At 69.7% G+C, this 25,275-nt stretch carries 22 protein-coding genes; 5 read left to right on the top strand and 17 right to left on the bottom strand.

Features of this window, described 5'->3' with window-relative positions; all coding sequences use genetic code 11:
- A partial coding sequence (locus ETD83_RS12930; RefSeq protein ID WP_138645342.1) for a DMT family transporter occupies nucleotides 1-533 on the top strand: 533 nt, incomplete at its 5' end.
- Between the two features lie 162 nt (nucleotides 534-695).
- Here the strand turns inward: ETD83_RS12930 and ETD83_RS12925 are convergent.
- From ETD83_RS12925 to ETD83_RS12900, 6 genes are all read right to left on the bottom strand, one after another.
- On the bottom strand, nucleotides 696-1,184 hold the full coding sequence (locus ETD83_RS12925) for a beta-class carbonic anhydrase (protein WP_138645341.1): 489 nt from the start codon (nucleotides 1,182-1,184) through the stop codon (nucleotides 696-698).
- 111 nt (nucleotides 1,185-1,295) lie between these two features.
- Nucleotides 1,296-1,640: a cupin domain-containing protein gene (locus ETD83_RS12920; RefSeq protein WP_138645340.1), complete on the bottom strand. Its 345-nt coding sequence runs from the start codon at nucleotides 1,638-1,640 to the stop codon at nucleotides 1,296-1,298.
- Complete coding sequence (locus ETD83_RS12915; RefSeq protein WP_138645339.1) at nucleotides 1,637-2,806, bottom strand: LLM class flavin-dependent oxidoreductase; 1,170 nt, start codon at nucleotides 2,804-2,806, stop codon at nucleotides 1,637-1,639. The genes ETD83_RS12920 and ETD83_RS12915 overlap by 4 nt, the downstream gene beginning before the upstream one ends.
- A gap of 100 nt (nucleotides 2,807-2,906) precedes the next feature.
- The gene (locus tag ETD83_RS12910) at nucleotides 2,907-4,100 is read right to left on the bottom strand and encodes an LLM class flavin-dependent oxidoreductase (protein ID WP_138645338.1); all 1,194 of its coding nucleotides are present in this window, start codon (nucleotides 4,098-4,100) and stop codon (nucleotides 2,907-2,909) included.
- A complete protein-coding gene (locus tag ETD83_RS12905; RefSeq protein ID WP_138645337.1) occupies nucleotides 4,097-5,461 on the bottom strand; it encodes an NtaA/DmoA family FMN-dependent monooxygenase in 1,365 nt (454 codons plus the stop codon). The genes ETD83_RS12910 and ETD83_RS12905 overlap by 4 nt, the downstream gene beginning before the upstream one ends.
- Nucleotides 5,462-5,787: 326 nt before the next feature.
- Entirely contained in the window at nucleotides 5,788-7,005 is a 1,218-nt protein-coding gene (locus ETD83_RS12900) for a PP2C family protein-serine/threonine phosphatase (protein ID WP_230420863.1), read from the bottom strand.
- 281 nt (nucleotides 7,006-7,286) lie between these two features.
- On the opposite strand from ETD83_RS12900, the gene ETD83_RS12895 reads away from it, so the two are divergent.
- Entirely contained in the window at nucleotides 7,287-7,583 is a 297-nt protein-coding gene (locus ETD83_RS12895; RefSeq protein WP_138645335.1) for a hypothetical protein, read from the top strand.
- Nucleotides 7,584-7,939: 356 nt separating this feature from the next.
- On the top strand, nucleotides 7,940-8,077 hold the full coding sequence (locus ETD83_RS42440; RefSeq protein WP_171064171.1) for a hypothetical protein: 138 nt from the start codon (nucleotides 7,940-7,942) through the stop codon (nucleotides 8,075-8,077).
- Between the two features lie 130 nt (nucleotides 8,078-8,207).
- Here ETD83_RS42440 and ETD83_RS12890 read toward each other — a convergent pair whose 3' ends face one another.
- The 11 genes from ETD83_RS12890 to ETD83_RS12845 form a co-directional block, all read right to left on the bottom strand.
- The gene (locus ETD83_RS12890; RefSeq protein ID WP_138645334.1) at nucleotides 8,208-8,768 is read right to left on the bottom strand and encodes a DUF5994 family protein; all 561 of its coding nucleotides are present in this window, start codon (nucleotides 8,766-8,768) and stop codon (nucleotides 8,208-8,210) included.
- Between the two features lie 46 nt (nucleotides 8,769-8,814).
- Nucleotides 8,815-9,195, bottom strand: coding sequence for a hypothetical protein (locus ETD83_RS12885; RefSeq protein WP_138645333.1), 381 nt, complete (start codon nucleotides 9,193-9,195; stop codon nucleotides 8,815-8,817).
- Nucleotides 9,196-9,600: 405 nt separating this feature from the next.
- Entirely contained in the window at nucleotides 9,601-11,364 is a 1,764-nt protein-coding gene (locus tag ETD83_RS12880; RefSeq protein ID WP_171064170.1) for an SPFH domain-containing protein, read from the bottom strand.
- 7 nt (nucleotides 11,365-11,371) lie between these two features.
- The gene (locus tag ETD83_RS12875; RefSeq protein WP_138645331.1) at nucleotides 11,372-14,539 is read right to left on the bottom strand and encodes an NACHT domain-containing protein; all 3,168 of its coding nucleotides are present in this window, start codon (nucleotides 14,537-14,539) and stop codon (nucleotides 11,372-11,374) included.
- A 346-nt stretch (nucleotides 14,540-14,885) separates the two neighbouring features.
- Nucleotides 14,886-15,293, bottom strand: a complete 408-nt coding sequence (locus tag ETD83_RS12870; RefSeq protein ID WP_205717634.1) for an APC family permease — start codon at nucleotides 15,291-15,293, stop codon at nucleotides 14,886-14,888.
- Nucleotides 15,294-15,353: 60 nt separating this feature from the next.
- On the bottom strand, nucleotides 15,354-15,557 hold the full coding sequence (locus tag ETD83_RS44385) for a winged helix-turn-helix domain-containing protein (RefSeq protein WP_407921477.1): 204 nt from the start codon (nucleotides 15,555-15,557) through the stop codon (nucleotides 15,354-15,356).
- Nucleotides 15,521-16,105 (bottom strand): hypothetical protein, encoded by a 585-nt coding sequence (locus ETD83_RS45685; RefSeq protein ID WP_329602776.1) that lies wholly within the window; start codon nucleotides 16,103-16,105, stop codon nucleotides 15,521-15,523. The genes ETD83_RS44385 and ETD83_RS45685 overlap by 37 nt, the downstream gene beginning before the upstream one ends.
- Nucleotides 16,106-16,495: 390 nt before the next feature.
- Nucleotides 16,496-17,827, bottom strand: coding sequence for a UDP-glucose dehydrogenase family protein (locus tag ETD83_RS12860; protein WP_230420862.1), 1,332 nt, complete (start codon nucleotides 17,825-17,827; stop codon nucleotides 16,496-16,498).
- 176 nt (nucleotides 17,828-18,003) lie between these two features.
- On the bottom strand, nucleotides 18,004-19,194 hold the full coding sequence (locus tag ETD83_RS12855) for a hypothetical protein (RefSeq protein WP_138645330.1): 1,191 nt from the start codon (nucleotides 19,192-19,194) through the stop codon (nucleotides 18,004-18,006).
- A gap of 59 nt (nucleotides 19,195-19,253) precedes the next feature.
- The gene (locus ETD83_RS12850) at nucleotides 19,254-20,288 is read right to left on the bottom strand and encodes a Gfo/Idh/MocA family oxidoreductase (RefSeq protein ID WP_138645329.1); all 1,035 of its coding nucleotides are present in this window, start codon (nucleotides 20,286-20,288) and stop codon (nucleotides 19,254-19,256) included.
- A gap of 22 nt (nucleotides 20,289-20,310) precedes the next feature.
- Nucleotides 20,311-21,687 carry an FAD-binding protein gene (locus ETD83_RS12845; protein ID WP_230420865.1) on the bottom strand — a complete coding sequence of 459 codons (1,377 nt, stop codon included), beginning with the start codon at nucleotides 21,685-21,687 and terminating at the stop codon, nucleotides 20,311-20,313.
- Here ETD83_RS12845 and ETD83_RS44380 point away from each other — a divergent pair.
- Together ETD83_RS44380 and ETD83_RS12840 are read left to right on the top strand one after the other, a co-directional pair.
- A complete protein-coding gene (locus tag ETD83_RS44380) occupies nucleotides 21,572-21,841 on the top strand; it encodes a hypothetical protein (protein ID WP_230420866.1) in 270 nt (89 codons plus the stop codon). The two genes, ETD83_RS12845 and ETD83_RS44380, sit on opposite strands and share 116 nt — an antisense overlap.
- 535 nt (nucleotides 21,842-22,376) lie before the next feature.
- Nucleotides 22,377-25,256 (top strand): AfsR/SARP family transcriptional regulator, encoded by a 2,880-nt coding sequence (locus tag ETD83_RS12840; RefSeq protein ID WP_230420864.1) that lies wholly within the window; start codon nucleotides 22,377-22,379, stop codon nucleotides 25,254-25,256.
- Nucleotides 25,257-25,275: the final 19 nt, after the last annotated feature.

Here is a 25,275-nt window from a genome sequence, read left to right as displayed (position 1 = left end):
GGGCGGGAGGGCCGGACCGGCGTCCGCCCGGACGCCTTTCGACGGCCGCGGTCCAGGTGGCGTTCGTCCCCGTCTGGAGCAGCGGCTACATCGCGGGATCCATCGGCGCGCGCAGCAGCCACTCGCTCGCCCTGGCGGCCTGGCGCTTCCTGGTCGCCGTCCTCGTCCTGGGCTCGTTCGCCCTGGTCACCCGGGCACCGTGGCCGTCCAGCGCCCGCGTCTGGGGTCATCTCCTCATCGCCGGGACGCTGCTGCAAACGGTGCAGCTCGGCGGTGTCTTCCTGGGACTGGGGCACGGCGTCCCGGCCGGGTCGTCCGCCCTGATCCTCAGTGCCTGCCCGCTCATCGTGGCCGCGCTCGCGGTTCCGCTGTTCTCCGAACGGCTGACCCGGCGGCAGTGGGCGGGACTCGGACTCGGCCTGACCGGGGTGGCCGTCTCGGTGAGCGAACGGCCGGCCGCCGGCGGGGCCTGCTCTACCTGGTGCCGCCGGCGACCGCGCTGCTCGCCGTCCCGCTGCTCGGGCAGGGCCTGACCGCAAGCGTCGCCCTGGGGATGGCGGTCGCCGGAGCCGGGGTGCTCCTGGTCCTACGTCCTGGCCATACACCGCCGGCCAGCACGACGTGTCGGTGAAGTGGCGCTCCAGCCGTGACGGTGCTGGACGGGGAGGCCGCCCCCAAGGCAGAGTCGGCGCGGGTCAGGTCACCTCGTTGAGCTTGCCGGTCGCGACGTCGAAGACGAATCCGCGGACGGCGTCCTTGTGCGGGACGAACGGGCTGTTCTTGATGCGGGCGATGGACTGGCGCACGTCCTCGTCGAGGTCGGGGAACGCCTCCGCGGACCACGGGGGCTTGATGCCCGTCTCGTCCTGGATGGCGCGCTTGAACTCGTCGTCGCGGAAGGTGAGCATCCCGCAGTCGGTGTGATGGATGAGGATGATCTCCGTGGTGCCCAGCAGGCGCTGGCTGATCGCCAGCGAGCGGATCTCGTCGTCGGTGACGACGCCGCCGGCGTTGCGGATGACGTGGGATTCGCCGTCGCCCAGACCGAGGATGGCGTAGACGTTGAGCCGGGCGTCCATGCAGGCGACGACGGCGACGTGCCTGGACGGCGGCAGCGGCAGCGGCCCGTTGAAGCTCTCCGCGTAGCGGGCGTTGTTGGCCAGATATTCGTCGGTCACGGACATGTATGAACTCCTCGGTCACGCACCGCACTATGGAACTTTGTCTACTTATTAAGTGGAGAATTGGAGATCATGTCAAGAGTCGCGCAGGAAGCGCCGGGCATTGTCCGCGCGTCAGTGCCAGCCGTCTTCTGGTGGCGACTTGAATTCCAGCCACCTGCTGTCGGTGACGGCCATGACGGTGTGCGGGACGCCGGTCGGATGGATCAGGGTCTGACCGGGCCCGAGCTGGGCCGGCACACCGCCGACCGTGCCGACGAGGGACCCGCTCAGCAGATAGATGTAGCTGTCGTGCCGGTGCTGGTGCTCGGGGGAACGGACGCCGGCCGGATAGTAGACCTCCCAGAGGATTCCCTGTTCGCCGCGCAACCGGAGCCGGACCAGGCCCCGCCCGCCGATCAGCGGAAGCCCCTCGACGTTGGTCAGGGGCCGCCATGAATCGGTTTCCGTGCTGGTCATCGGGAATCCCCCATCGCCTGGGCCCGCCGCCGGTGTGCGGCCGACCCGTGATCCCAGGCGCCGGCCAGCAGCTCGTAGGAGCGGACGCGGTCGGCGTGCCCGTGCGTGATCGTCGTGATGAGCAGCTCGTCGGCGCCGGTGACGCGCCGGAGGGTCTCCAGCCCCGCCACGACGGTTTCCGGCGCGCCAGTGAACTGGGTGGCGACGCGGTCGGCCACCAGGTCGAATTCTCCCGGACGCCACCGGTGGGCGGCGGCCTGCGCGGGCGTCGGGAACGGGATCGCGGCGAGCCCCGAACGGATGCTGTGCACCCACAGCGCGTACGGCGACGCCAGCTCCCTGGCCTCCTCGTCGGTGGGCGCGACCACCACGTCCGCGGACACGACGACGTAGGGCTCGTCCAGCGTGTCCGAGGGCCGGAACGCCTCCCGGTACGCCTTCACGGCCTCCAGCACGGTGGACGGGCTGACATGGTAGTTCGCCGCGAACGGCAGCCCCCGCTCCCCCGCGACGCGGGCGCTCTGCCCGCCGCTGCTGCCGAAGATCCACAGTTCCAGAGCGGCGCCCTCACCTGGGTTCGCGTGGGCCTCATGCCCGTCGCCGGTGTAGGTGCCGTCCAGGAGGGCGGCGATGTCCCCCACGATGTCGGCGAAGTCGCGGGGCTCGGCGCCCGGGTGCTGGAGCAGCGCGCTGCGCAGGGCGAACTTCGGGGACGTCATGAGCTTGGCGGCGTCGAACGGTGCGGGGATGAGCAGCCCGTCCACCTCCCCGACGACCCGGTCCTCGCGGACGGGACCGGACGCGGCGGCTCCGCGGGCGATCTCGGTACGGCGCTGCCCGGACCGGCCGAGTCCGAGATCGATCCGGCCGGGGTGCAGCGCGTCGAGGGTGCCGAACTGCTCCACGATGGACAGCGCGGTCCAGTGGCCGGTCTGCACCGCTCCCGAGCCGACGCGGATCCGGGAGGTGGCCGCGGCGACCGCCTCGATGAGGATCTGCGGCGCCGCGCTGGCCACGCCCGGAGCGAGATGGTGCTCGGCGAGCCAGTACCGCCGGTAACCCGCGGACTCCGCCCGGCGCGCCAGGTCAAGAGTGTTGCGCAGGGCGTCGCGCGCGGTCCGGCCGGCGGGCACAGGCGCGAGGTCGAGGACGGACAGGGGCGTCACGGACGCCTCCCAGGAAGGACGGTCGAATTCGAAGGGAACGGCCGCCCGCCCGCACGATGCCGGTCCGGACCCGCCATCTCCCAGCGCCGGTCCGGGCCCGTCATGTCGCCGCGTAACGGTTGGCGGGACGTGCCAGACCGAGATGGCCCCGCAGGGTGGCGGCCTGGTAGCCGGTCCGGAACGCGCCCCGCTCCTGGAGCACCGGCACGAGGCCCCGGGTGATCCCGGCGAGGTCGGAGGGCAGGACGCCGGGGCGCAGCCGGAAACCGTCCAGGCCCGCGTTCCGCCAGTCGAGCAGCAGGTCGGCCAGCTCGCCGGGCGTGCCGGTGAAGATCTCGGCGTCGGAGTCCAGTGGGGCGCCGTCCAGGTCGTCGAGGCGGGCCTTGCGGGAGACCGCCGCGCCGGGCGCCTCATCGAGGAAGACCACCAGATCGGCAAGGATCCGGAGGGGCTCGCCGGACCGGCGGACCGTGCGTTCCGCCTCGCGGATCTGGGCGACGACGGCGAAGGCGTCCGCCCGCGAGCGCGGGGTGACGAAGACGACGTCCGCGCCCCGCGCCGCGAACTCATAGGACCGGACGCCGCACGCGAGCGCGGTGACGAGCGGCTGGCCCTGCGGCGGCCGCGGCGTGATCGACGGTCCGCGGACGCTGAAGCGGGCGCCCTCGAAGTCGATGTAGTGCACCTTGTCGCGGTCCAGGAACCGGCCGGTCGCGGCATCGCGGATCTCGGCGTCGTCCTCCCAGCTGTCCCACAGCCGGCGCACGACCTCCACGACGTCGCCGGCCTCGCCGAACAGCTCGGCGCCGAGCGCCGCGCCCTCCGCGGTGGCGGACCACGGCCGGTCGAGGTCCGGGAAGGCGCGGCGCCCGAAATGGGCGGCGTCGGAGAGCCGGGCGCCGACCCGGGGCTGCCAGCCCGCGCGTCCCCGGCTCGCGTGGTCCAGGGACGCGATGCCGATGGCGACGTGGAACGGCTCGGTATGGGTGGTGATCGTCGCCGGGACGAGCCCGATCCGCTCGGTCGCCGGGGCGATCCGGGCGGCGACCAGGACGGCGTCAAGCCGCCCCCTGACCTGGTCGGTGCGGTCGTCTGGCACGGTGGGGCCGGACGACTGGAGGCCGAGGGAGTCGTCGATGGTGACGAAGTCGAGCAGGCCGCGCTCGGCCTCGGTGGCCAGATCCGTCCAGTAGCGGGCGGTGAACAGGCCGGCGGGGCGGGCGGCGGGGTCGCGCCAGGCGGCGGGGTGCCAGCCGGCGTCGTTCAGGGCGGCGGACAGGTGCAGACCGGTCATGAGACCTTCCTCGGTGTGCGCGCGGCCCTCGGTGTTCGCGGGGCCTGGAGACCGAGGTGGTCGCGCAGCGTGGGCCCGGTGTAGTCGGCGCGGAAGACGCCCTTCTCCTGCAGCAGCGGCACGACGTGCTCGACCAGGTCGTCCAGGCCGCCCGGGGTCAGGTGCGGCACGAAGACGAAGCCGTCGGCGGCGTCGGTCTGCACGAACGTGTCGATCTGGTCGGCGACCGACGCCGGCGTGCCGACGAACGTCTGCCTCCCGGTGGCCTCGATGACCAGCTCGCGGATGGTGAGGCCGCGTTCGGCGGCCAGCGCCCGCCACCTGCGGACGGTCTCGCCCCGGTCACCGCGGAACTGGGCCCGCCCCTGGGAGACGCCCTCGCCAAGATCCGGCTCGACGTCGGGAAGCGGGCCGTCGGGGTCGTAGGCGGACAGGTCCCGTCCCCAGTGACCCTCCAGGTAGGCGATGGCGGTCTGCGGGCCGACCTGCCGGCGGCGGATCTCGGCGGCGCGTTCGGCCGCGTCCGCCTCGTTGTCGCCGAGGACGTAGGTGACCGCGGGCATGATCTTCAGCTCGTCCCGGCGGCGGCCGTATCGGGCGAGCCGGCTCTTGACGTCCTTGTAGAAGGCGCGGCCGTCCTCCAGGGTCCCGTGCCTGCTGAAGATCACGTCGGCGTCGGCGGCGGCGAACTCGCGTCCCTGCGGAGAGTCGCCCGCCTGGATGATCACCGGATGGCCCTGCGGCCCGCGCGGCACGTTGAACCGGCCGGCGATGTCGAACTGCCGGCCGCGGTGCGCGAACGCGCCGCTCCCCGGACGGGCGAACACCCCCGCCCCCGGATCGGTGACCAGATCGCCGGGCGCCCACGAGTCCCACAGCTCGCGGGCCGTGTGCAGAAACTCGGCAGCGCGGCCGTAGCGGTCGGCCTCGTCCAGATATCCGCCGCGCCGGAAGTTCTCGCCGGTGAACTCGTCCCAGCTCGTCACGACGTTCCAGGCGGCCCGGCCCTCGCTGAGGTGGTCGAGCGTGGCCAGCCGCCTGGCCACCTCGTAGGGCTCGTTGAAAGTGGAGTTGACCGTCGCGGCCAGGCCCAGGCGCGCGGTGACCGCGGACAGCGCGGACAACACCGTCAGCGACTCGGGACGTCCGGCCACGTCCAGGTTGTGGATGCGGCCCTTCAGCTCGCGCAGCCGCAGCCCCTCGGCCAGGAAGAGGAAGTCGAACTTGCCGCGCTCCGCGGTCCGTGCGAGATGGGCGAACGAGGCGAAGTCGATCTGGCTGCCCGAGGCGGGGTCCGACCAGACGGTGGTGTTGTTCACCCCGGGGAAGTGCGCCGCAAGATGAACGGGCTTGACGGGCATCGGAAGGATTCCTCCAACGGTCGGACAGGTGGTCCCGGGGGCTGCGGCAGCCGCGCATCGGCTATTCCTATTTTTAAGGTAGGAAAAGTTTACTTGAACGTCAACGGGATGACGCGCTCCCCAGCGGAACTCGGCCTGGACCTGCGCACCGGTATGCGCAGGCCACGTCGCGATCCCACGCTCTGCAAGCCGGGTCGGCCACGTGCCGACCCCACCCCATCACTCAGGAAGGAAAGACCCGTTCGGTGATCCGGGCGGTGTAGCGGGCCTAGGTGCGGTGTAGCAGGCCTAGGTGACGAGCACCGCGGTCGAGGACGCCGTCGCCGTCACAGGATCGGCTTGGCGAGGTGGTCGGCGGTGCCGCCGCGCCATTCGATGAGGAAGAGTGTGGCGTCGTCGCTGGTGATTCCGCCTCTTTCCTGCATGAGTGTGTGGGAAAGGTCTCGGACCATTTGCTGCACGGTCGCGCTGGCGGGTCCGACGCGTTCGATGGTGGCGATCAGGCGTTCCTCGCCGAACTGCTCTCCCCCGATGGCGTGCTCTTCGATGAGGCCGTCGGTGTAGGCCAGGACCCGGTCGCCGCGCTGAAGGTGTTCGCTGTTGATCTGGGGCTTCGAGCCGCCGATGCCGACGGGCAGCGTGCCGGATCCTTCCAGTGCGCCGATGACGCGGTGATCGCGGATCAGCAAGGGTGCCGGGTGGCCGGCGTTGACCCATTCCAGGTGTCCCGTCCCGATGTTGAGGCGCATCATCTGCGCGGTGACGAAGTGGTCGGGGCCGAACTGCTGGTCGATGGCGGTGTCCATGAACGCGTACAGTTCGGCGAGGCCGGCCTCGGCGCGTCTGGCGTGCCGGTAGGCGCCCACGGCGACGGTGGCCAGCACGGCGGCGTTCAGGCCGTGGCCCATCGCGTCGATCATGGCCAGGTGCAGGATGTCGTCGTTGAGGGCGTAGTCCAGGCTGTCGCCGGCGACGTTGTAGGCGGGTTCCAGGATTCCGGCGACGGCGACCTGCGGCGTGGTCATGGTCAGCGGGGGAAGCAGTGACCACTGGATCTCCGCGGGCACGCTCATCGGCTCGCGTCGCCGGGCGCGGAAGAACTGGTCGGTGTAGCTGTTCTTGGTGACCAGCATGTCGGCGACCAGGCCCGCCAGCCGTCGCAGCAGCCGGCGGTCGTCGTCGCTGACGCTGTCCAGGGTCACGGCCAGCACGCCGATCTCGTCACTTCCGTCCAGCAAGGGCAGGAACATCCGCACACCGTCGGCCTGCAGGTGTTCGACGACGGTCTCGGTCAGGAACGCGCGTCCGGCCAGGGACCCCTGCAAGGGCAGCGGTTCACCATCGGTGAGACCCCTGCCGGGGAGGGGCACCAGGGTGAGCTGCGCGTAATCCTGCAGCAGGATCGAGATGTCCCGGCCGCCGATCGCACGTATTTCTTCGGCCACCAGCGGGGCGATGAGCTGCGGTGGCATCTCGTGCGCCCGGTCCAGCAACTGTCCCAGCAGCCGCTCACCGAAGCCTTCGCTCCGATTCACCGCGTTCACAGGCCCGATCCGTTCCCCCATGGCCATCTCTATGCCCTCTGATACCTAGATAACTCTATGTAGTCAGAGGTGTTCATTTTGTGAGCGGCGCGGCTTGGCGCCGAGCCGTTCGGGCTGGCGGGCACGCCCGCGGGTCACAACGTGGACTCCCATCCCGTGATCATCGGGGGCTCTCCGTGTCGAGCGCCGCGTCGAACTGCGGCGATCCTGACGAGCGTGATGTCGGACCGTTTATGTTGGGTGGTGGTCCTGCGGGTTGTCGGAGCCGGGGGGTGAGGTCCATGAGCGGGACGGCGTCCGGGGTCTGGATCGCGGCGAGCGGTGACCGTGACATCGTCCGGGCTGATGCGATCGTGATGCTCCGCCTGGATGAGACCGGACGGCTGACCGCGCAGCTCCGCGACGACGCGAAGGTCAGCGTGTCCCTCCTGGAAGGCTCGTCCGGCTCCCATCCGCCAGATGACTTCCATCGTCAGCTGATCCGGGCGGTCGCCGAGCTCGCCGATTCCAGCGGCGCGCACCTCGTCCGCGCGCGGCACGAGGGGGGCGTCTGGCACTGGATCAGTGAGCCCCTCTAGAGGACCGACGGCGGCTATGACTCGATGCCGCAGGTCCTCCATGAGGCTCAGGCGCTCTACCCGGACCTGATGATCCATCAGGTGGAGATCGGCGTGCCCGAGCAGTTCCAACCGTAGGCTGCTCGGGCCGGGCACCGCGGTGCCGTCACATGTTCATGAGGTCGCACTCCAGGCCCCACGTTCGCACCCATCGTGCGTGGACGCGGTCACCTGACTCCGCGATCGGAGAACTGGCCCGGACCGGCGCACCCGTATGATCCGCGCCGCGGAACCGTTCCGACCTGGTCGTCCTGACCCTCTTGTGCCAGGCGTCCCAGGGTCATGCGGCGGATTCGGCATCGACGCCCGGGGCCGGGGTGAGCGTTGAGAGTCCGACCGAGCCCGATGACGTCGAGCCGTGCGGCGATCTGCGGGCCGGGGTCGGCGAGGCGTACGGTGATGGCGGGCCCGGCGGCGCGGCGGGCGGGCGTCCTCACATCGTCGGGGGCCCGTAAGAGGCCGGTGGCAGCGGACCTGGCAGCGGACCTGGTGGCGGTGAGCGTGGTCATGGTGATCTCCGATCACAGGTGGGCGGGAGTTCCGGTCCGGACGGTCGGATGACGGGTCGGCCGGGCTGCGGCCGGATCAGCGTCCCGCGGGGTCTTTCCGAAGTCGCCCGCGCACTCCCGCATCCGGCCGTTCGGCCCCGTCCATCCGACCGGGTGGCGGGGTGAGGGCGGCCAGCAGGCCAGGGGTGTGCAGGACGTTGTGCGGGTCGGACGCCCGGTCCATCGACGCCTCGGCTTCGTCCCGGGGCGTGGCGGACGGGACGGTGAGCAGGTCCACGCGCCGGCCGTCGGCGTGGATCGCTGTGAGCAGCCCGGAGGGCAGGGAGTCGAACCAGCTCAGCCGAACCACCCGGGTGTCGGTGGGGCCGTCGATGCGCAACCTGCGGGGACGGCTGTCCCAGTCGTCCATCCGGAGCATGACGTGGGTGATGGGACGCTGGTCGGCGATGGGGCCGTGGTCTTGCAGGGCCAGGATCAAGCCCGGCAGTTCGGCGACCGGGTCGGCCGAGCGGGGCCACCAGGCGCCGTCCAGCGTGGTCCGGGCCGAGCCGGGAGGGGCCGCGGGGCGCAGCCGCAGCCGTGGAGTCGAGGGTGGGGACAGGCTGATCGTGGTCCGGCGTTCGGTGGTGGTCCACATGGCAGGCGCCTTCCTTGGGGGTCCGGTCGGTGCGGTGGGACGTTTCTCAGCGGAGGCGCTTGCGGGTCAGCGGGCGCAGCTGGGTGGCGCGGGCGGTTCCCAGGATCAGGGTGACCGCGATCCCGGTGCCCATCGCGGCCATGAGCACGACCGCCATGGGCAGGACGCCGCTCATCCCGGTGAAGGAGATCCGCACATCACCGGTGTTGCTCACCACGAACACCATGAAGACGATCAGGAGAACCGCGACGGCCCACAGGCCGGGCCACACCACGCTGGTGCGGGCCACGGTCAGCGTTCGCGGCTCTGGCAGGGCCTTGTGCCGATCGGGGGCTCTGCGGCCAGGCGGCCTGAGCTGGGATACCGAACCGGTCTGGCCGGTGAGCCGGGCTCGTCCGTTGACGCGAGGCGTGTGCGAGGTCGGCATGACTCCCCCTCTCGGGGGCGAGCCGGTGTGACGGATCAACCCCTCAGAACGGGGAGCTCGTCGATTGCCGGATATTCTGATCCTACTCGAATAATTGCGAATATGCGGGACAAGTAAGAATAGTTACAGAGTGGATTGTTCGCAGTCTCGGGACCTCGGCACCGGGGCGCGAGAAACCCGTTCCCTTTCTACCGAGTTCCGGTCCGGGCGACGTCATCAGCGCGAGTGATGGCGTGTGCGTGGATTGGCCGTGTCCAACGCCGGGTGATCATGCTTGGCTGAGAGGTGGCCGGTTACCGCCCGGGGGAGGCTGAGCCGGTCCTCCAGGGCCGTCCGCTCCTCCCCGGGCCGGACGGCCCTGGACCCACGGCGACCCGCCTAAGTGCCAGCCGCTACGGGCAAGGCTCAGGTGGTTCCCTCTGCCGGGTCGTCGGCGGGGGGTTGGGGTGGGTCGTCGCGTGACTGGCGCATCTCTCGGAGCCGTTCGAGGAGCTGGGCGATGAGCTCGGCGGGCAGGTGAGCCAGATGGTCCGCGTCCTCCTGCTCCATGAACTTGGGGACGTCCATGCGCGCGAGTTCGCGCACGAGCCGGGCGAGCACCACATTGTCCACACCGAGGAGATTGATCTCGGTCTCGAGTTCGATGGTCATTCGGCGCTGTTCCGCGCGTATCCGCATCTCCTCGATCTCGCTCTTGAAGACCTCCTGGGAGCGGCGGAGTTCCAAGGCCTCCAGATCGACCCGATCACCGGCGATCTGCCGTAGTGTCTCGGCCAGCTTCGGATCCTCGATCGTGGGGAACCCGATATGCGTGTTGATCGCTTCGACGTTCCACGTGGACAGGGCGGCACGGATGTCGTCCGCGAGATCGAGTTGAATATCCGACTGGCGGCTCAGGAAGTCCGTGATCCTCGCGTCCGCGGCGACGCGGCCGAAGTAGGTCGAGACCGCGGCGGCGAGCACCAGCTGGACGAATCTCCGGAGGGTTCCCGATCCGCTGACGGTTCCGCCGAGGCCGGTCGTGGTTCCGAACGCGCGCACCAGGTGCGGCGCCGCGGCGGTGGGGACGCGCAGTGACTGCGTCATCTCCACGCGCAGCGCGTAGCCCTCGATGACGAGCCCGATCTCATCGAGGTCGGCGTCGAATGTCACGCCCTCATCGGGCCGCCGTGCGCGCCATTCCAGGACCAGGACCCTGCTGGGGATCATCACCACGCGGACGAACCACGGATTGAGCGCGTAGATGCCGCCCTCTCTCAGCACCTCTTTCTGGACTCCCCGGACTCCGCCGTTCTCGAGGAACACCCAGGGGCGCTGGAAGGCGTGGTGGCCGGGCACTTCGGGCCCGAGTTCCCCGTCGGTGGGTTCCCGGCCGTCGAGGGTGACCACCACGCCGGTCGTCCCCACGTGGACGACGACCTCCTTCAGGTGCTCTGGGGCGAGCCCGTCGGCGTCGGTGAGCGTGCTGGTGGTGATCACATGGAACACCCATGGATTGATCTCGTACACACCGCTGACCAGCACGGCCAGTTGCCTGCCCTGCTCGCCCCCGCGTTCCAGGAACGCCGCCGCGTCCCGGAACTCGTCGCATTCGACGTGACGGGCGAAAGGCCGGTCGGCCGGGCGGATGCGTCCCATGAGAGCGACCACCAGCCCGATCGTCCCTGGCCGGACCCGCACGGCTGGAACCGTCTCGACATCGAACAGGGCGGTGTTGATCGAATAGGTCGCGTCGCCGGGCAGGACGGCGGCCTGACGTCCCAGTTCGCCTCCCTCTGCCAGGAACCTCTCCCCGGCTTGGAAGTCATCGCAGCTGACGGCGCGTCCCAAGGCCTGCCCCGCCGGCCGCGGACGGCCGAACAGCGCCGTCACGAGGCCGACATGGCCGGGGGGAATCACGACGCGGGGGACGATCTGGACCGAGTAGACCCCGGGAAAACCCCAGAAGCCGTTCCCAGGGGGGATCGTCCTCGCGAGGAGTCCCGGCCGGCCCTGTGAGCCGATGCCGGGGAAGCCGGCGTCGCCGCGGCCGAAGCGCCTCCGCACTATGCCCACGTGATCCGGCGGTATCCGGACGAAGCCCGCGTACCCGAGATAGGCAGAGGCAGCGAGCGCCGCCGCCACCGCGGCGATCACGATGAGCGTCATCGTCCCGGCCTCCTCGCCCATCGCGTCATCAGACCTGAACCAGCAGAATGACATCGTTCGCGTCGTCCCGGCCGTTGCCCGACCACAGAATGACCGCTCCCAAAGCCTCGGCAAGCAGCGTCGCGGACCGTGAACGTCCTGCGCCGTGCATGCGCAGCAACCCGATCGCCGCGAGAAGTTCGGCACCCGCGAGATGGAGCGTCACCGGATCGACCTGCGTCTCCCGCGCGAAGACCGGAGCCATTGATGACTCCGCGTGCTCAATGAGGCGGCGGATATCCGGGTCCTCGCCCAAATCGCCCAAGCCCGTCAGCACTTGCCGCAAATTCGCGACAGGGTCCGCGGACGCGTGCGCGAATTCCTCGGCGAGTCCGTCCAGGAGCCCGTTCACGAACCCCTCGAGGGATCGGAGCAGCCCCCGCCTGCCCGCGCCGGTCCCACGCCTGCCCGCGCCGGTCGCGCTCCAGCATCGCAGCAGGCATCCGAAGACCGTCACCGAGGTCGCGAGGAGGTCACGCTGGTAGGGCTCGACGGCCTTGGCCAGGTCGCGGGCGAGCAGCAGTCCCTCATCTCCGGGATCGACCGTGACGGTCACCAGATCCTCCGCCATCCCTCCGGCGAGCTCACGGTCGTGGTCCCGTGCGCGGGTCAGGACCAGGGCCCGGTCGAGGTCGAGGGCGAGGTCCCGCGCCGTGCCGTCGGCGTCGTCGGCGGCGCGGCCGAGACTCCGGGTGAGCGCGCGGCTCAGCGCGGCGTGCAGATCCCCGGTGATGGCGAGGAGCCGCGCGGAGTCCGGATCGGTCCGGTCGCTCGCCTCGGCCAATTCCCTGGAGAGCACTCCGACCTGATCCAGCCCGTGGGCGCCGCCGAAGGGAAGCGTCAGGCGCACCAGGCGGTCGAGGTCGCTGCTGATGCCGCGCGTCGCGTCGAGTCCCCGTCCCGCCTCGCCGGCGAGGGTCAGGGTCCGGCGGAGGTCGCTCGCGAGGTCCCAGGCCAGATCGAGGTTGGTGGCCAGCAGATGGTCCACCGTCGAGGAGCCTCCGCCGTCCGGCCTCAGCAGATGGATGTAGGCGACGACCCTGTGCGGTTCGAGCGCCACGGACCCGGACGCCGCCCTGGTGAGGTGCAGCGCCAGCCGCGCCCGCCGGTGGACGTTCTCGCGGAACGCGCCGATCGCCGCCTCACCGGGCCTGAGCGGCCACGGGACCTTGTCGGGCCTGTGCAGGACCGGAGGCTGCCCGACCCAGACCGTGTGGCTCTCCAGCGCCGGGATGCGTGCGGCGTCCGGATGGGCCAGTTCCTCGCGGGTCGGGAGGCGGTAGCGGGTGCCGTCGTCGAACAGGCCGTTGAGCCAGTCGAGGAAGCCGCGGACGTCGACCGGCCACAGGCCGGTGGCGAAACCGTCCGGCTCCGCTGCCGTCCGGCCGGTGTAGAGCGTGTAGAGCTCGCGCCCGACCGGCTCGACGCACAGGGGGAGCGCGCCGTCCAGCCACAGGAACCGGCGCAGGGAGCGGGCGGCGGTGACCGCGGCGACGAGCCGGACATCGGCACCGCCGTTGTCCGTGTCCGGGGTCATGCGCGCGTGGAGCCGGACCCGTGTCTCCGGTTGCACCTGCCGTGCCTCGTCCAGGCAGTCGAAAGCGAGTGTCAGAGCGCGGGCCGTTCCCGACTCCAAGCACGCCTCGATGAGCGCCGTGGCGTCGCCGAGCGCCGCCCACAGCAGCGACGTCTCCCGCCACCAGAGGTGGTCGATCCCCTCGACCAGCAGGCGGAGGTCGGCCACGGGCCGGGCACGGATGTGCGCGGCCGCGAGATACTCCTGGAAGGTCAGGTGGGTGAACTGCACCATGCCGCTTTCGCGCTCGACGAGGAGCCCGCTCCTGACGGCCACCCGCAGGAACACGCCGGGATCGACGGCGCCCTCGTCGGCGACCGTCCGCAAGGGGATCGCGACGACCGACCTGGCGTCCTCGACGCCGATGTCGCGTATCCGGCGGCTCATCATGTCGGCCGCCAGGTGCCTGAGGACGATCTCCTTGGCGTGGCCGCTCAGGCCCGTGAGGTCATGGAGATCCTTCGCTTCCGGACGCCGGTGCAACAGGACATCGCACATCTCGTGGAACAGGTCGGCCCGGCTGTGCGGCAGCGCCTCCCGGTTCCGGTGGACGTTGGCGATCATCGTGAGGAGCAGCGGGTTGGCGGCCAGCTCGACCAGTGCCGGCGACTCCAGGATCCGCGACACGAGCTCGTCGGCGTTGGCCGCCGCCCGCTCGCGGACCTCCGCGCCGGAGCGCGAGCGCGCCCGCTGCTCGTAGGCGAGGTACCAACTGTGGACGAATCGGGCGACCTGCGCGCCGCTGAAACGCTGGAGCCTCAGCACCTCGGCGTTCGGCAGCGGGTGTGAGAGATAGCCGTCGGGCCGCGACGTCACCACCCAGTCGTTGCCGGGGAACCGCTGGACCTGCCTGCGGATCCAGGTGACCACGGCCCTGCGGTCACGCGCGTCGACCACCTCGTCGAGCCCGTCCAAGAGCACCACGCACCGGCTCCTCTCCAGCCGATGCTCGATCCAGCGCGGCTCGACCCTGCCCGCCAGCCAGCCCGCCATGGCCGCCAGACCCGCCAGGCCCGGCGGCTCCTCTCCCAGTAGCGCGGCGAGATGGTCGCGTAAGTAGAGGAGCAAGGGGATGCGTCGCCTGCGCCGGAACCGCTCACCATCGCACAGGGTCAGGGCGGCGTGCCTGACGAGCGTGGTCTTCCCGGACCCGGAGCTGCCGAGGACGGCGTACACCCGTCCCTCACCAAGGAAGTCCTGCAGGGTCCGCGCCTCCGAGGCGCCGTCTCCGACCTCGTCGGCAGGGTCGTCGCGGGGAGGCCGGGGACGCAGCGCGAGATCGATGTACGCCTCCCGCATGGTCAGGACGAACTCGCTCTGCCTCGCCACCCCGAGCGTCTCCATGTCGGAGACGGCACCGCGCACCTGCCGGACATAGTGACGCGTCGTGGTCCGGGCACCTCCTGAACCGGCCATCTCGCGCTGCATCAGGAACGTGATCGAGGCGGCGACCCCCGAGACCGCCAGCGCGGCGAACAACCAGACCCAGCTCCACCGCCCGTCATTGAGCACTTGATTGACGGAGACGCCCACGACGACGGGGAGCAGTCCCGCAGCGAGGAGTTGGGCACCGAACCGCACACCGACCCCCGGCTCCAGATGGTGTTCGCTCCAGCAGATTACGCACAGGAGGGCCGATCCAGCCGGGAGTTATGCACACCCATCAGAACCCTTATAGATCAGGGCGTCGGACGGCGACCGGACGGTCCGAGACAACGGGCGCAGCGGCACAGCCCGCCAGGAGGTCCTTCACCCCCGAGCATCATCTCGTGGCGACCGACTTGCGGCGCCCACGAGCCTTCGAAGCCCCCCGCCTACTGAACCGGCCTGAGAACTCATCGCCGCAGACCGCGCCACACCGGCCCCTGACCACATCCCCCTAGGCATCCGCAACCACCGACCCATCACCCTGCCCCGCCGCCCGGCCTCACCCGGCCTGACCGGCGACGGAGACCGCGACGTTGAGCACGTAGTCGATGATCAGTGAGGCGGCGGCGACCAGCGAGGCGCGGCGGCCCAGATACCGTCCGGCGACACCGTAGGCGCCGCCGCCCTCGGGGAACGCCGCGATCACCTGGCGGTAGGACAGGGTCAGGACGGTCAGCAGCGCCGCGATCGTGAGCGTGACCGGCAGCGTGAAGCCCATGCCCGCGCCCCCGGCAAGCGCCAGCACCAGCACGATGGCCTCCGGGCCGTAGGCCACCGACGCCATCGCGTCCAGGGAGAGGGCCGCCAGCCCGCCCACGACGCTGAGCCGGTGCCGTTCCCCGGGATCAGGGGGTTCCTCTGCGGCGTCCTTCTCGGGATCATCGCCGCGGACGAGTGGGATTCTCATTCGTTCTCCTGAGGGTGAAAACAGGTTCTGGGCGAGGCGCCAGGGGTCAGGGGTCAGGGGTCAGGGGTCGAAGCGGTAGCCCATGCCGGGTTCGGTGATCAGATGCCGTGGGCGTGCGGGGTCGTCCTCCAGCTTGCGGCGCAGCGTGGCCATGTAGACGCGCAGGTAGTTGGTCTCGCTGAGGTGCTTCGGGCCCCAGACCTCGGCGAGGAGCCGCCGGTGCGTGATCAGCTTGCCCCGGTTGCGCACCAGGACCTCCAGCACGCCCCATTCGGTCGGGGTGAGGTGGATCCGCGTGCCGTCCGGGGCATGGACGATCTTCCCGGCCAGGTCGACGGAGTGGCGGCCGACGTCCACCGTGGGCGGCGACTCCTCGGCGGGCGCCCGGCGGGTGATCGCGCGGGGCCGCCCTCGATGGCACCGGACGGGACGTCCGCGTCGCGTGCGCGCGGCTCCCAGGCGGGGTGGTCCTGATCGGCGGGGCCGTGGTGTCCGCGCGGGCCCGGCCACCGTCCGGCGAGGCTCGCGGCCAGCCCGGCGCCGACCAGCAGGCCCAACCGGATCAGGTCGGGCGTGCCGCTGAACGTCAGGCCGCCGTCCTTGCCGACGTCGAAGCCCGTCACCAGCAGCCAGCCGGCGAGCCCCAGCGCGGCCCCGGCCACCGGCGGCGCCGCCAGCGACCAGGCGGCGACCGACACCGCCACGACCGCGCAGCCGACCCGCCAGCCCGCGTCCCTGAGGACGACCGCCAGGACGAACGCGCACAACGCGCCGCCGGCCAGTTGCCAGGCGGCCGATTCCAAGCGATCCATTGGGAGCCTCCGCATTTCGGCGGCTCATCGGGCCGCGGTTCGGGGTTCCGCGGATGCGCGCTCCTCGAACACATCCACAGCCTCACCGTAAGGTGAGATTTCAGCTGGGAGCGTGGTCGTATACGCGTTCTCGACGCCGTCACCGGAAATATTGACGCCATCCTGACGCCCCACCCGGCCGACGCCGAGAGCGGCTGCTTCCGTCCCACACGCGATCCATACGCGGGTCAATGAGGTCGTTACGCTCTCTTAGCGCGTTAATGTGTCATCAATTTCCTTGCGCCGTCTGATCCGGCATCGCAGAGTGGTGGGTCCAGGGCGCGGAATGCCGCGGTGCGGGGCGCCAATGCGGGCACGAGCCGTGGCGTCCGTTGGGCCCGCTGATCGGGGTCATGCGGTCGAGTGGTCCTTCGCCAGGTCCTGCGGTGCCGGTCGGCCGACGCACCAGTGTGCGAGGCCCGCCTTGTTCAGGACGAACGGGTCCAGCAGGTTCCGGGTGTCGACGACGGTGCGGCCCGCGAGCAGGTCGGCGATCCGTTCCCAGTCGAGGTCGCGGAACTCGGGCCACTCGGTCAGCAGGATCAGCGCCGCCGCGCCGCTCGCCGCATGGTAGGCCGTCTCCATGAGCCGGATCCGGTCCGTCATGCCGGGCACGGGGCTCGGGACGCCGGGGTCGTAGCCGAGAAGTTCAGCACCCTCGGTGGCCAGCCGTTCAGCGATCACCAGCGCCGGAGAGTCCCGCAGGTCGTCGGTGCCGGCCTTGAACGTCAGACCGAGCAGGCCGACGCGGACCCCGGCCAGCCGGCCGCCCACCGCCTGGCGCACCCTGTCGACCACAAGCTCCTGCTGCCGGACGTTGGTGACGATCGCGGCGTGGAGAATCGGGAACTCGCAGCCGACCGCCTCCGCGGACCGAAGGAGGGCGCGGGTGTCCTTCGGCAAGCACGACCCGCCCCATCCCGGGCCAGGCCGCAGGAACGACATGCCGATCCGCCTGTCGAAACCCATTCCCTTCCGCACGTCGTCGATGTCGGCGCCCATGTGCTCGCACAGCTCGGCGATGGCGTTCACAAAGGAAAGGCGGGTGGCAAGGTAGCTGTTGGAGGCGTACTTGATGATCTCCGCGCTCGCCGGACCGGTTCGCAGAACGGGCGCCCCGAGCAGTTCGTACAGGGCGGCGACACGCCCGGCGGCCTCCGGGACTTCCGAACCGATCACGATCCGGTCGGGGTTCAGGAAGTCCTCGACCGCCGACCCTTCGCGGAGGAACTCCGGGTTGGACACCACGGCCACGTCCGCCCGGCCGAGCAGCTCGGCGGTGCGGACGGCGGTGCCCACGGGGACCGTCGACTTGTTCACCACGACACAGCCCGGCGGCAGTACGTCGCGCAGCTCCGCCACAACGGTCTCCAACGTGGTCAGGTCCGCCGCCCCGTCGCGTCCCATCGGTGTCGGCACGCAGACGAAGACGACATCGGCCCCGGACGCCGCGGCGGCCGCGCCGAGCACGAATCGCAGGCGGCCGGTCTCCAGACCGTTCACGACGAGCTCGCGCAATCCCGGCTCCCGGATGGTCGTCTCTCCGTGGGAGAGCCCGTCGAGCTTGGCGAGGTTCACGTCGGCGCACACAACCCGGTGTCCCAGTGACGCCAGGCATGCGGCCGTCGTCAGCCCGACATAGCCCGCACCCACGACGGCGACGTTGAATTCGACCATATTCATCCTCTTGTTCTTCCGCCGTCCCGCGACCGGGTCGGATGGCCGGCGTGCGGCCATCCGACCCGGTCGCGGGGAGGGCGCGAGTTCGGTGGTTTCGACGAAGGATCCGACGGTCTGCATGGCGTTGCGCTCGCCCGCATTGCGCAACGCGGTCCGGTATGGGGTCGGCGGGGGCCCGGTTACTCGTTGAGGGAAAGTGCCCGGATTCCTTGGTACGGGGTGTCCTTTTCGAGGTAGTCCACCGTCTCGAAAAGGCCGATCGCGTCCATCGGGAACCGGGCGCCGGCTTCAGCGGCGAAGATGCACGGAAGTATCCGCTTCCGCTCCGACGCCCCGGCCTCACCGCTCTTGCGGATGTGCTTGTGGGTGTGAATGAGAATGGGCATGAAGCCCCCGCCCAGGAACGACCCGCTCTGCAGGATCGCACCGCCGACGCAGTCGATCACCAGGCCCTTGCCGAGAATGGCGTCGCGTCCCTGGTAGTAGTAGGACGGCGTGGTGAGCGTGCTGTGCTCCACATGGAAGACGCCGGCGGAAAGGCCGATGATCGAGCGCCCGCTGGTCCGCAGGACCGATCGGTAGAAGTCCACCAGGATCGGCCGCACCTTCGCGTCCGGGAGTTTGAACTCCGGGCACAGCAGGACGATGCGCAACAACTCCGCGAGGGTGAGCGTGGCGCCGTTCTCCCCGGGAAACTCCTGGTCCCAGGGGACGAGGTAGTCCGCGGGCGAGATCATGTCGGTCCCGACGTCCTCGGCGATCAGACGTTCCGCGTCGGATGCGGGCGACTCCGCCCGAGGAGCCTGCCCGAGGACGCGCTGGGCCAGCAGGCATCGGCTCTCCAGCGTCTTCGCCGCGCTGGCGGCGGTCAGGACGTCGAGCCGTCCCGCGACGGTGTCCGGGATCTCGAAGAGGTGGTCGATGCCGTCGGTGGAGACGTCGACCTTCGCCTGCTGGGTGCGGTGCCCCAACGGCACGTAGCAGTCCACCGCCGCCTGGAGGGGGCCGATGAAGTCGCCCGGCCCGAAACGCAGGAGTTCCTCCGCGGCCAGGGCCCGGTAGTCGTACGGGATGGCCGTCGAGGTGGACAGCACGATGTCGGCCAGTGTGGCGCGGTACCGGTCGTCGTCCAGCGACGTCGCAGCCAGCTCCAGCGACAGATAGGGAGACTTCTCTCCGGGACCGTGAATCCAGCTCGCCGTGTAGGGGGCCTCGAATCGGCACGTCTGGCCGAACAGTTTGTAGGCGCTCTCGTCGGACCCGATCTGGCTTGCGATCCGAGCCCGGGCGGACTGCTCGTCCGTAACCTCGGGCAGCATGCCGGGGGCGAGCCGCAGCAATGTCGAGCAGTTCTGTGTGTTCTGGGTCATTCCACATTCCCAATCTTGTTGCTTGTCGCTGTTCTCAGGCGTCGAATTACCGGCCGGCTTCAGATGACATGGCAGAGAACGGTGGATGTGGCCCAGCCGAGGCCGGCCAGGAACCGATGCTCGGGTAGTCGCATCACGGCCGTGCCCTCCGCCGTTCGATCTAGCAGGTGCAGTTGCCGCAGGAGCGCCTCCTTGAAATGGTTTCCGGAGATCGTGAAATGTCGCCAGGTCCCGGTGCCGCGAATATGGACGGCATGTTTGTTCTTGTAATCCGGATCATCGCCGTAGCATGCTTCGAAGACGAGCGTCACATGCTTTCCAGAGCCGAGTTCCACATCCGCGAATCGATATCTCAGATCCGTCCCGTAGGGGATCACCGACCGCGCGATATGCTCCCTGGCCGCGTTCGCGGAGAAGGCGAACCCGGCCAGGTCTGCGTGGCCGATGACACCGGCCGAGGATGCGTAAAGCTCGATATCCGGTAGGTCCTCGGTCGATGTCCGCACCCGCATCTCGGGAGTGACCAGGGCCGGGAGGGTTCGCAGGTACCTCCGGTAGGTGTCAGCCGGGAGAACCGACCGGAGAATGCTCAGCATATGGAAGAACTCGTAGCCCGCCTCGCCGTATTGCGTATCGACGAATCTGCCGTTGGCGACGTCCAACTCCCGGTTCTTGGTGAATTCCACGGTCACCTTTGTAATCGGGTCGGACTCGCTCAGTCGCCGCACGGACTCCGCGAAGCGCCGCACGGCCTCGCTGTGGCCGTAGACGTCATTGACCACGATCCGGGAGCGGGGGTGCCGCCGGACCGTTCGCACGAGATCGGCGATCTCCGTCGGGTAGCAGGCCGGTTTCTCCAGGAGGACGCGGGCGTCCGGGCAGCGCCGCAGGATCTCGCCGAGCGCTGGAAGATGGGCGGCGGTCGGCGTGGCGATGACCCAGGCATCGACGCTTGAGGGGAAGGGCAATTCCGACAACCGGCCGTGGTCCGCGCCGCCCCTCGGGTCGACGGTGACGACCTCGTGGCCCGCCTCCCGGAAAATGGCCGCGTGACGTGAGCCGATCATCCCGATTCCAACGACCACGATCTTCATGCCGGGACACCGGGCTCGCCGGTCAACACGACCCTTTCCCTCGGACTCGGGCCGCGTGGGCCGCCGCCGACGTTCCAGCGGCCCGGCCCAGGACGGCACCCGCCATCAACCCCGTTCCGGCCGGATACCCCTCGTCGTACAGCCCGCCGACGATCACCCCGGCGGCGTAGAGGCCCTCGATCGGCTCTCCCCCGCCGCGCACCTGGGCCCCCGTGGTCACCGACAGCCCCCCGTAGGTGAACGTCAGGCCACTGACCACTGGGACGAACAGGAATGGGGGCGAGTCCAGACGTTTGGGCGCCCGCGGGGTGTTGCCCGCCGCAGCGGGCGTCAGATCGCCGCTCGAATCGTTCAGGCGACCGACCTCGTCGACCAGATTCCCGGAATCGATGCCGAGCCGTTCGGCGCCCTCTTCGAGCGTTCGAACGATCACCGCCGCCGGATCGCCGAGGTAGCCCGCCGGCAGCGACCGGGCAGCGAGCACTTTCCCGTCGAATATCTGAAAAGCGATCTTCCCTGGCTGGTGCATGATCTGCTGGCCCAGCGAGACATAGGTGAGATTGCTGTAGCCGGCCGACTCGTCGAAGAACCGGCGCCCGTCCCGATTGACGACAATGCCCAAGGGAAAGGCGTAGCGCGTCAGCAGGTGCGACTCGTGCATCTGGCCGGGAAGCACATAGTCGGGTAGTTCGGTCCCCTGCGGCGTGGCATGGCACTTTTTCCAGTTGCCGGCCGTGTCGGCGCCGAGCGCGATCGCCGCCTCCATTGGCGCCCCGTTGTTGAAGGGCACTCCACGCAGTTTCACATCTCGCCACTGGTCGCCGAGATAGCGCTCACGCGTTTGCGGATTCCCCTCGAAGCCACCGGACGCCAGCACCAGCGCGTCACTCACGATGGGAAACGTTTCGCCCGACCCCCGCACGACATACCGGTCACCGGCGATCCGCTCGATGTCGGTGACGGTGCTGCCGTAACGGACCGTGCCGCCAAGGCGCTCGAACTCGGCGAAATTCCGCGCCTGCAGGCCCTGCCCACCGCCCTCGAAGATCACGGGCACGTCACCCGGCAGTGGGTCCGGCCTCGGCACCCAGCGCTGGCCGGACGCGCGCATCCACGCGATCGTGTCGGCCGAGCGGCAAGTGATCGACTCGATGAGCGCCTTGTCCACCTGACCGCCGGATACCCGCAACCAATCGTCGAGGTACTGCTCATCGCTATATCCCGACCAGCCGGTCAAGATGTCGTCCACCCTGTGCTGGTCCGAATCTCGCAGCAACGCGGCGATGAATGATCCGGTGGCCCAGGAAAAGCGCATGCTCTTCGTCAGCGCACTGTTCCCGCCACGGAGTTCTCTGGGCGCGGAGTCGAGTACCACGACGTCCCTGGCCCCGGCCTGCAATGCCGCGATTCCGGCGCAAAGGCCCGCGTTTCCCGCGCCGACGACGAGGACCTGCCACTCGGTTCGGTCAGCTCTCTGGCTACGCATGACCGTCCTCGATCAGATTCATTTCAGCGCCAGGGAATTCCTCATCGCGGGCGGCGCACTCGAGTAGACCCGGCGCGTTGGGGAAGGTGTTGTGCGGAACCGAGCCGTCAAGCGCATGGCCACCGGCTGCTGGCGGCGCTTGTTCGTCCCATGCACGTCGATACGTCATAGGGGCAGCGTGCGAGACGCGGTCCTAGTCCGGTCCTGGTCTGGTCCTAGTCCGGTCCTAGCCCGCGTCCTCGAAGCCGGGCCGGTGCCATCGCCATCCGCCGCCGTACAGCCGGTATTCGCATTCTTACGCTAAGCGATCGGAGGCGGTCGAACAGGTGCCATTCACACCCATTCGCCGGGCGGACGCCGCTGGATGAGGGATGGCTGCATGCGGCCACAAGGGTCAAAACCGGTTGCTGACGTGTTGGCGCGGCTTGTGGGATGTTGATCGACCCCGAGGAGAAATGATGACGAATCTTCGGATTCTGGGCCCGCTGGAAATCCGAGCCGGCGGGCGACCGGTGAACCCCGGACCGGCCCGCCACCAAAAAGTGCTCACCGCCTTATTACTGTCCGCCAACCGTGTCGTGCCATTACCTCGGTTGATCGACGTGGCGTGGGAGGAGAATCCACCCGCGACCGCCAAGAAGCAGATCCGCAATATCGTCTCTGATCTGCGGCGAACGCTGACCGGAAGCGGTGAGGCAGGACTGGTGCCGGTGGGCCAGGACGGTTACCGGCTCCAGGTCGCCGGCGATGCCCTCGACATCAGTGTCTTCGACCACCTCGTCACGCGGGCCCGCCGATACGCCGCCGACCACCGGATCGAGGACGCCGTCACCGAGTTCCGCGCCGCCCTGGCTCTGTGGCGCGGCCCGGCCCTCGCGGGATTGGACAGCCCGTCCTTGGAGCCGCAGCGAGCCGTCCTGGACGAGAAACGCCTCGCCGCCGTGGAAGAACTGGCCGACCTGGAACTCACGCTCGGCCAGCACCACAAGCTCTCCACCGAATTGACTCAATGGGTGACGGAGTATCCGCTGCGTGAGCGGCTCACCGGTCTTCACATACTGTCGCTGTACCGGGCCGGGCGCCGGGCAGAAGCGCTCCAAGTGTTCCAAGAAGCCCGGCGCGTCCTGATCGATAACCTCGGGACGGAGCCGGGGGCGGAACTTCAGCGCATCCACCAGCAGATCCTCACCGGCGACGCCGACCTCGCCGCACCGCGAGACTCCCATCCGGACCCTCGCCATTTCCTGCCTCGCGACATCACCGATTTCACCGGCCGCACGAGCGAGCTTGAGCGGCTCTTCTCAGCGCTGCCGGTGGCCGAGGACGCCGCGAAGGCGGTGGTGATCAGCGCGATCGACGGAATGGCCGGGATCGGTAAGACCGCCTTGGCCGTCCACGCCGCCCACACCCTGACCGACCGTTACCCGGACGCCCAGATATTCATCGATCTGGATGCTCATACCGCCGACCGGGAGCCCCTCAGCCCGGCGAGCGCGCTGGACCGGCTGTTGCACGCCCTGCAGGTCCCTCGGGAGAAGATCCCGGAGGGGGCCGAAGAACGATCCGCGCTGTGGCGCGCTGAACTCGCCGGGCGCAAGGCCCTCGTCGTGCTGGACAACGCCGCCAGTGCCGCTCAGGTTCGGCCGCTGCTTCCCGGCACACCCGACTGTCTGGTACTGGTCACCAGCCGCCGCCGCCTTGCCGACCTTGAGGCCGCCCACACGCTGTCCCTCGACGTCCTGCCGCTGGGAGACGCGACCGCGCTGTTCACCCGGATCGCCGGCGACGCCCATGCCCTGGTCGACCCGCAGGCCGTCCGAGAGGTGGTGCGGTTGTGCGGGTACCTGCCCTTGGCGATCCGCATCGCGGCCGCCCGCCTCCGGACCCGCCCCGTCTGGAGCGTCACCCACCTGATCGAACGGCTACATCATGAGCGGCGGCGGCTGACGGAACTCGCCGTCGGAGACCGCGACGTCGCCGCCGTGTTCGCCCTGTCCTACCACTACCTCACCGGCGACCAGCGACGCCTGTTCCGGCTGCTCGGCCTGCACCCCGGTGCCGACTTCGACACATATACGGCCGCCGCCCTGGCGGATCTCACGCTGGACGAGGCCGACCGGCTGGTCGAGCAGCTCGTTGACTTCCACCTGCTGGAGCAGCGCACGGCCTGCCGGTACCGCTTCCACGAGCTTCTCCGGCTCCACGCCGTCCACCTCGCCGACGGCGAAGCCAGTGAGACGGAGCGGCACGCGGCCCTGAGCCGGGAGTTCGACCACTTCCGGCACACCGCCGGCCTCGCCATGGACACCGTCGCCTGCAGCGACCGGTTCTACCGGTCCAGCATCCCCGCCTCCACGACGCCGGCACCGGCCTTCGCGGACGAAGAGCAGGCCATAGCCTGGCTGGAGACCGAGCGGCACAACATGGTCGCCGTCGCCGTCCATGCCGCCGAACATGGCTGGCCCTCCCATGTCGCCGACCTGTCCAACACCTTGTGGTGCTACTTCGAACACCGAGGCAGCCACGAGGAGGCCCTCAGCCTGTACACGTACGCGCTCACGGCCGCCCGCGGCACCGGCGACTGTGATCTCGAGAGCCATGCGCTGCACTACCTTGGCCTCTTCTACCGGCACCGGGGACGCAACGACGAGGCGCTCGCCCACTACGAGCAGGCCCTCACCCTGGCGGAGGACACGGGCAACCGCATTCTCCGGGGCCGTGTCCTTGCCGACCTCGGTTCGACCTCATGGCACCTGGGGCTTGGCAACGAGGCGCTCACCCGCTACCAGCAGGCGTTGAAAGCGGCGCGCGAAACCGGCGACTTCGTTCTCCAGGCCAAGGCATTGGAGGGCCTCGGGTCCGTCCACAGGGCCCACGGACGCTACGACCGGGCCGTCACTCACTACGAGCAGGCCCTCACCTTGGCGCGGGACACCGGCGACGTCAGGCGCCCGCCCCTCGTGCTGAGCGGGCTCGGCGGCGTCTACGGACAGCTCGGACGATACGAGGAAGCATTCGAACACCTCCGCCAGGCGCTCGACCTGGCGCACACGACCGCCAGCCGTCTCTACGAAGGTTCCGCGCTATGCGAGGTCGCCGGCGTCTACAGCCGGGTCGGACGATACGAGGCGGCATTCGAACACTTCCGCCAGGCGCTCGATCTGGCACGTGCGATCGCCAACCGTCCGCTGGAGGACGAGGCCCTGAACGGGCTGGGCGAGACCGCCCGCCGCGCCGGCGACCAGAACCGCGCCCTCACCCACCACCAGGAGGCCCTGTCACTCGCCGGCGAGATCGGCGACCCGTACGGGCGGGCCCGCGCCCTCGACGGTCTCGCCCACGCCCACCACGACCTCGGCCACCACCGCCAGGCGATCGAGAACTGGCAACAGGCCCTGGCCGCCTACACCGACCTCCACCTCCCCGAAGCCGACAAGGTCCGCGCCCTCCTGGACGAACTGCGCCCAGACACAACCCAATGACCCAACCTGAGGGTGTCCC

The sequence above is a fragment of the Actinomadura soli genome, assembly GCF_005889715.1.
Classification (GTDB): domain Bacteria; phylum Actinomycetota; class Actinomycetes; order Streptosporangiales; family Streptosporangiaceae; genus Spirillospora; species Spirillospora soli.
The sequence above is the reverse complement of the archived record's forward strand: the minus strand, read 5'-3'. Positions and strand labels throughout refer to the sequence as shown.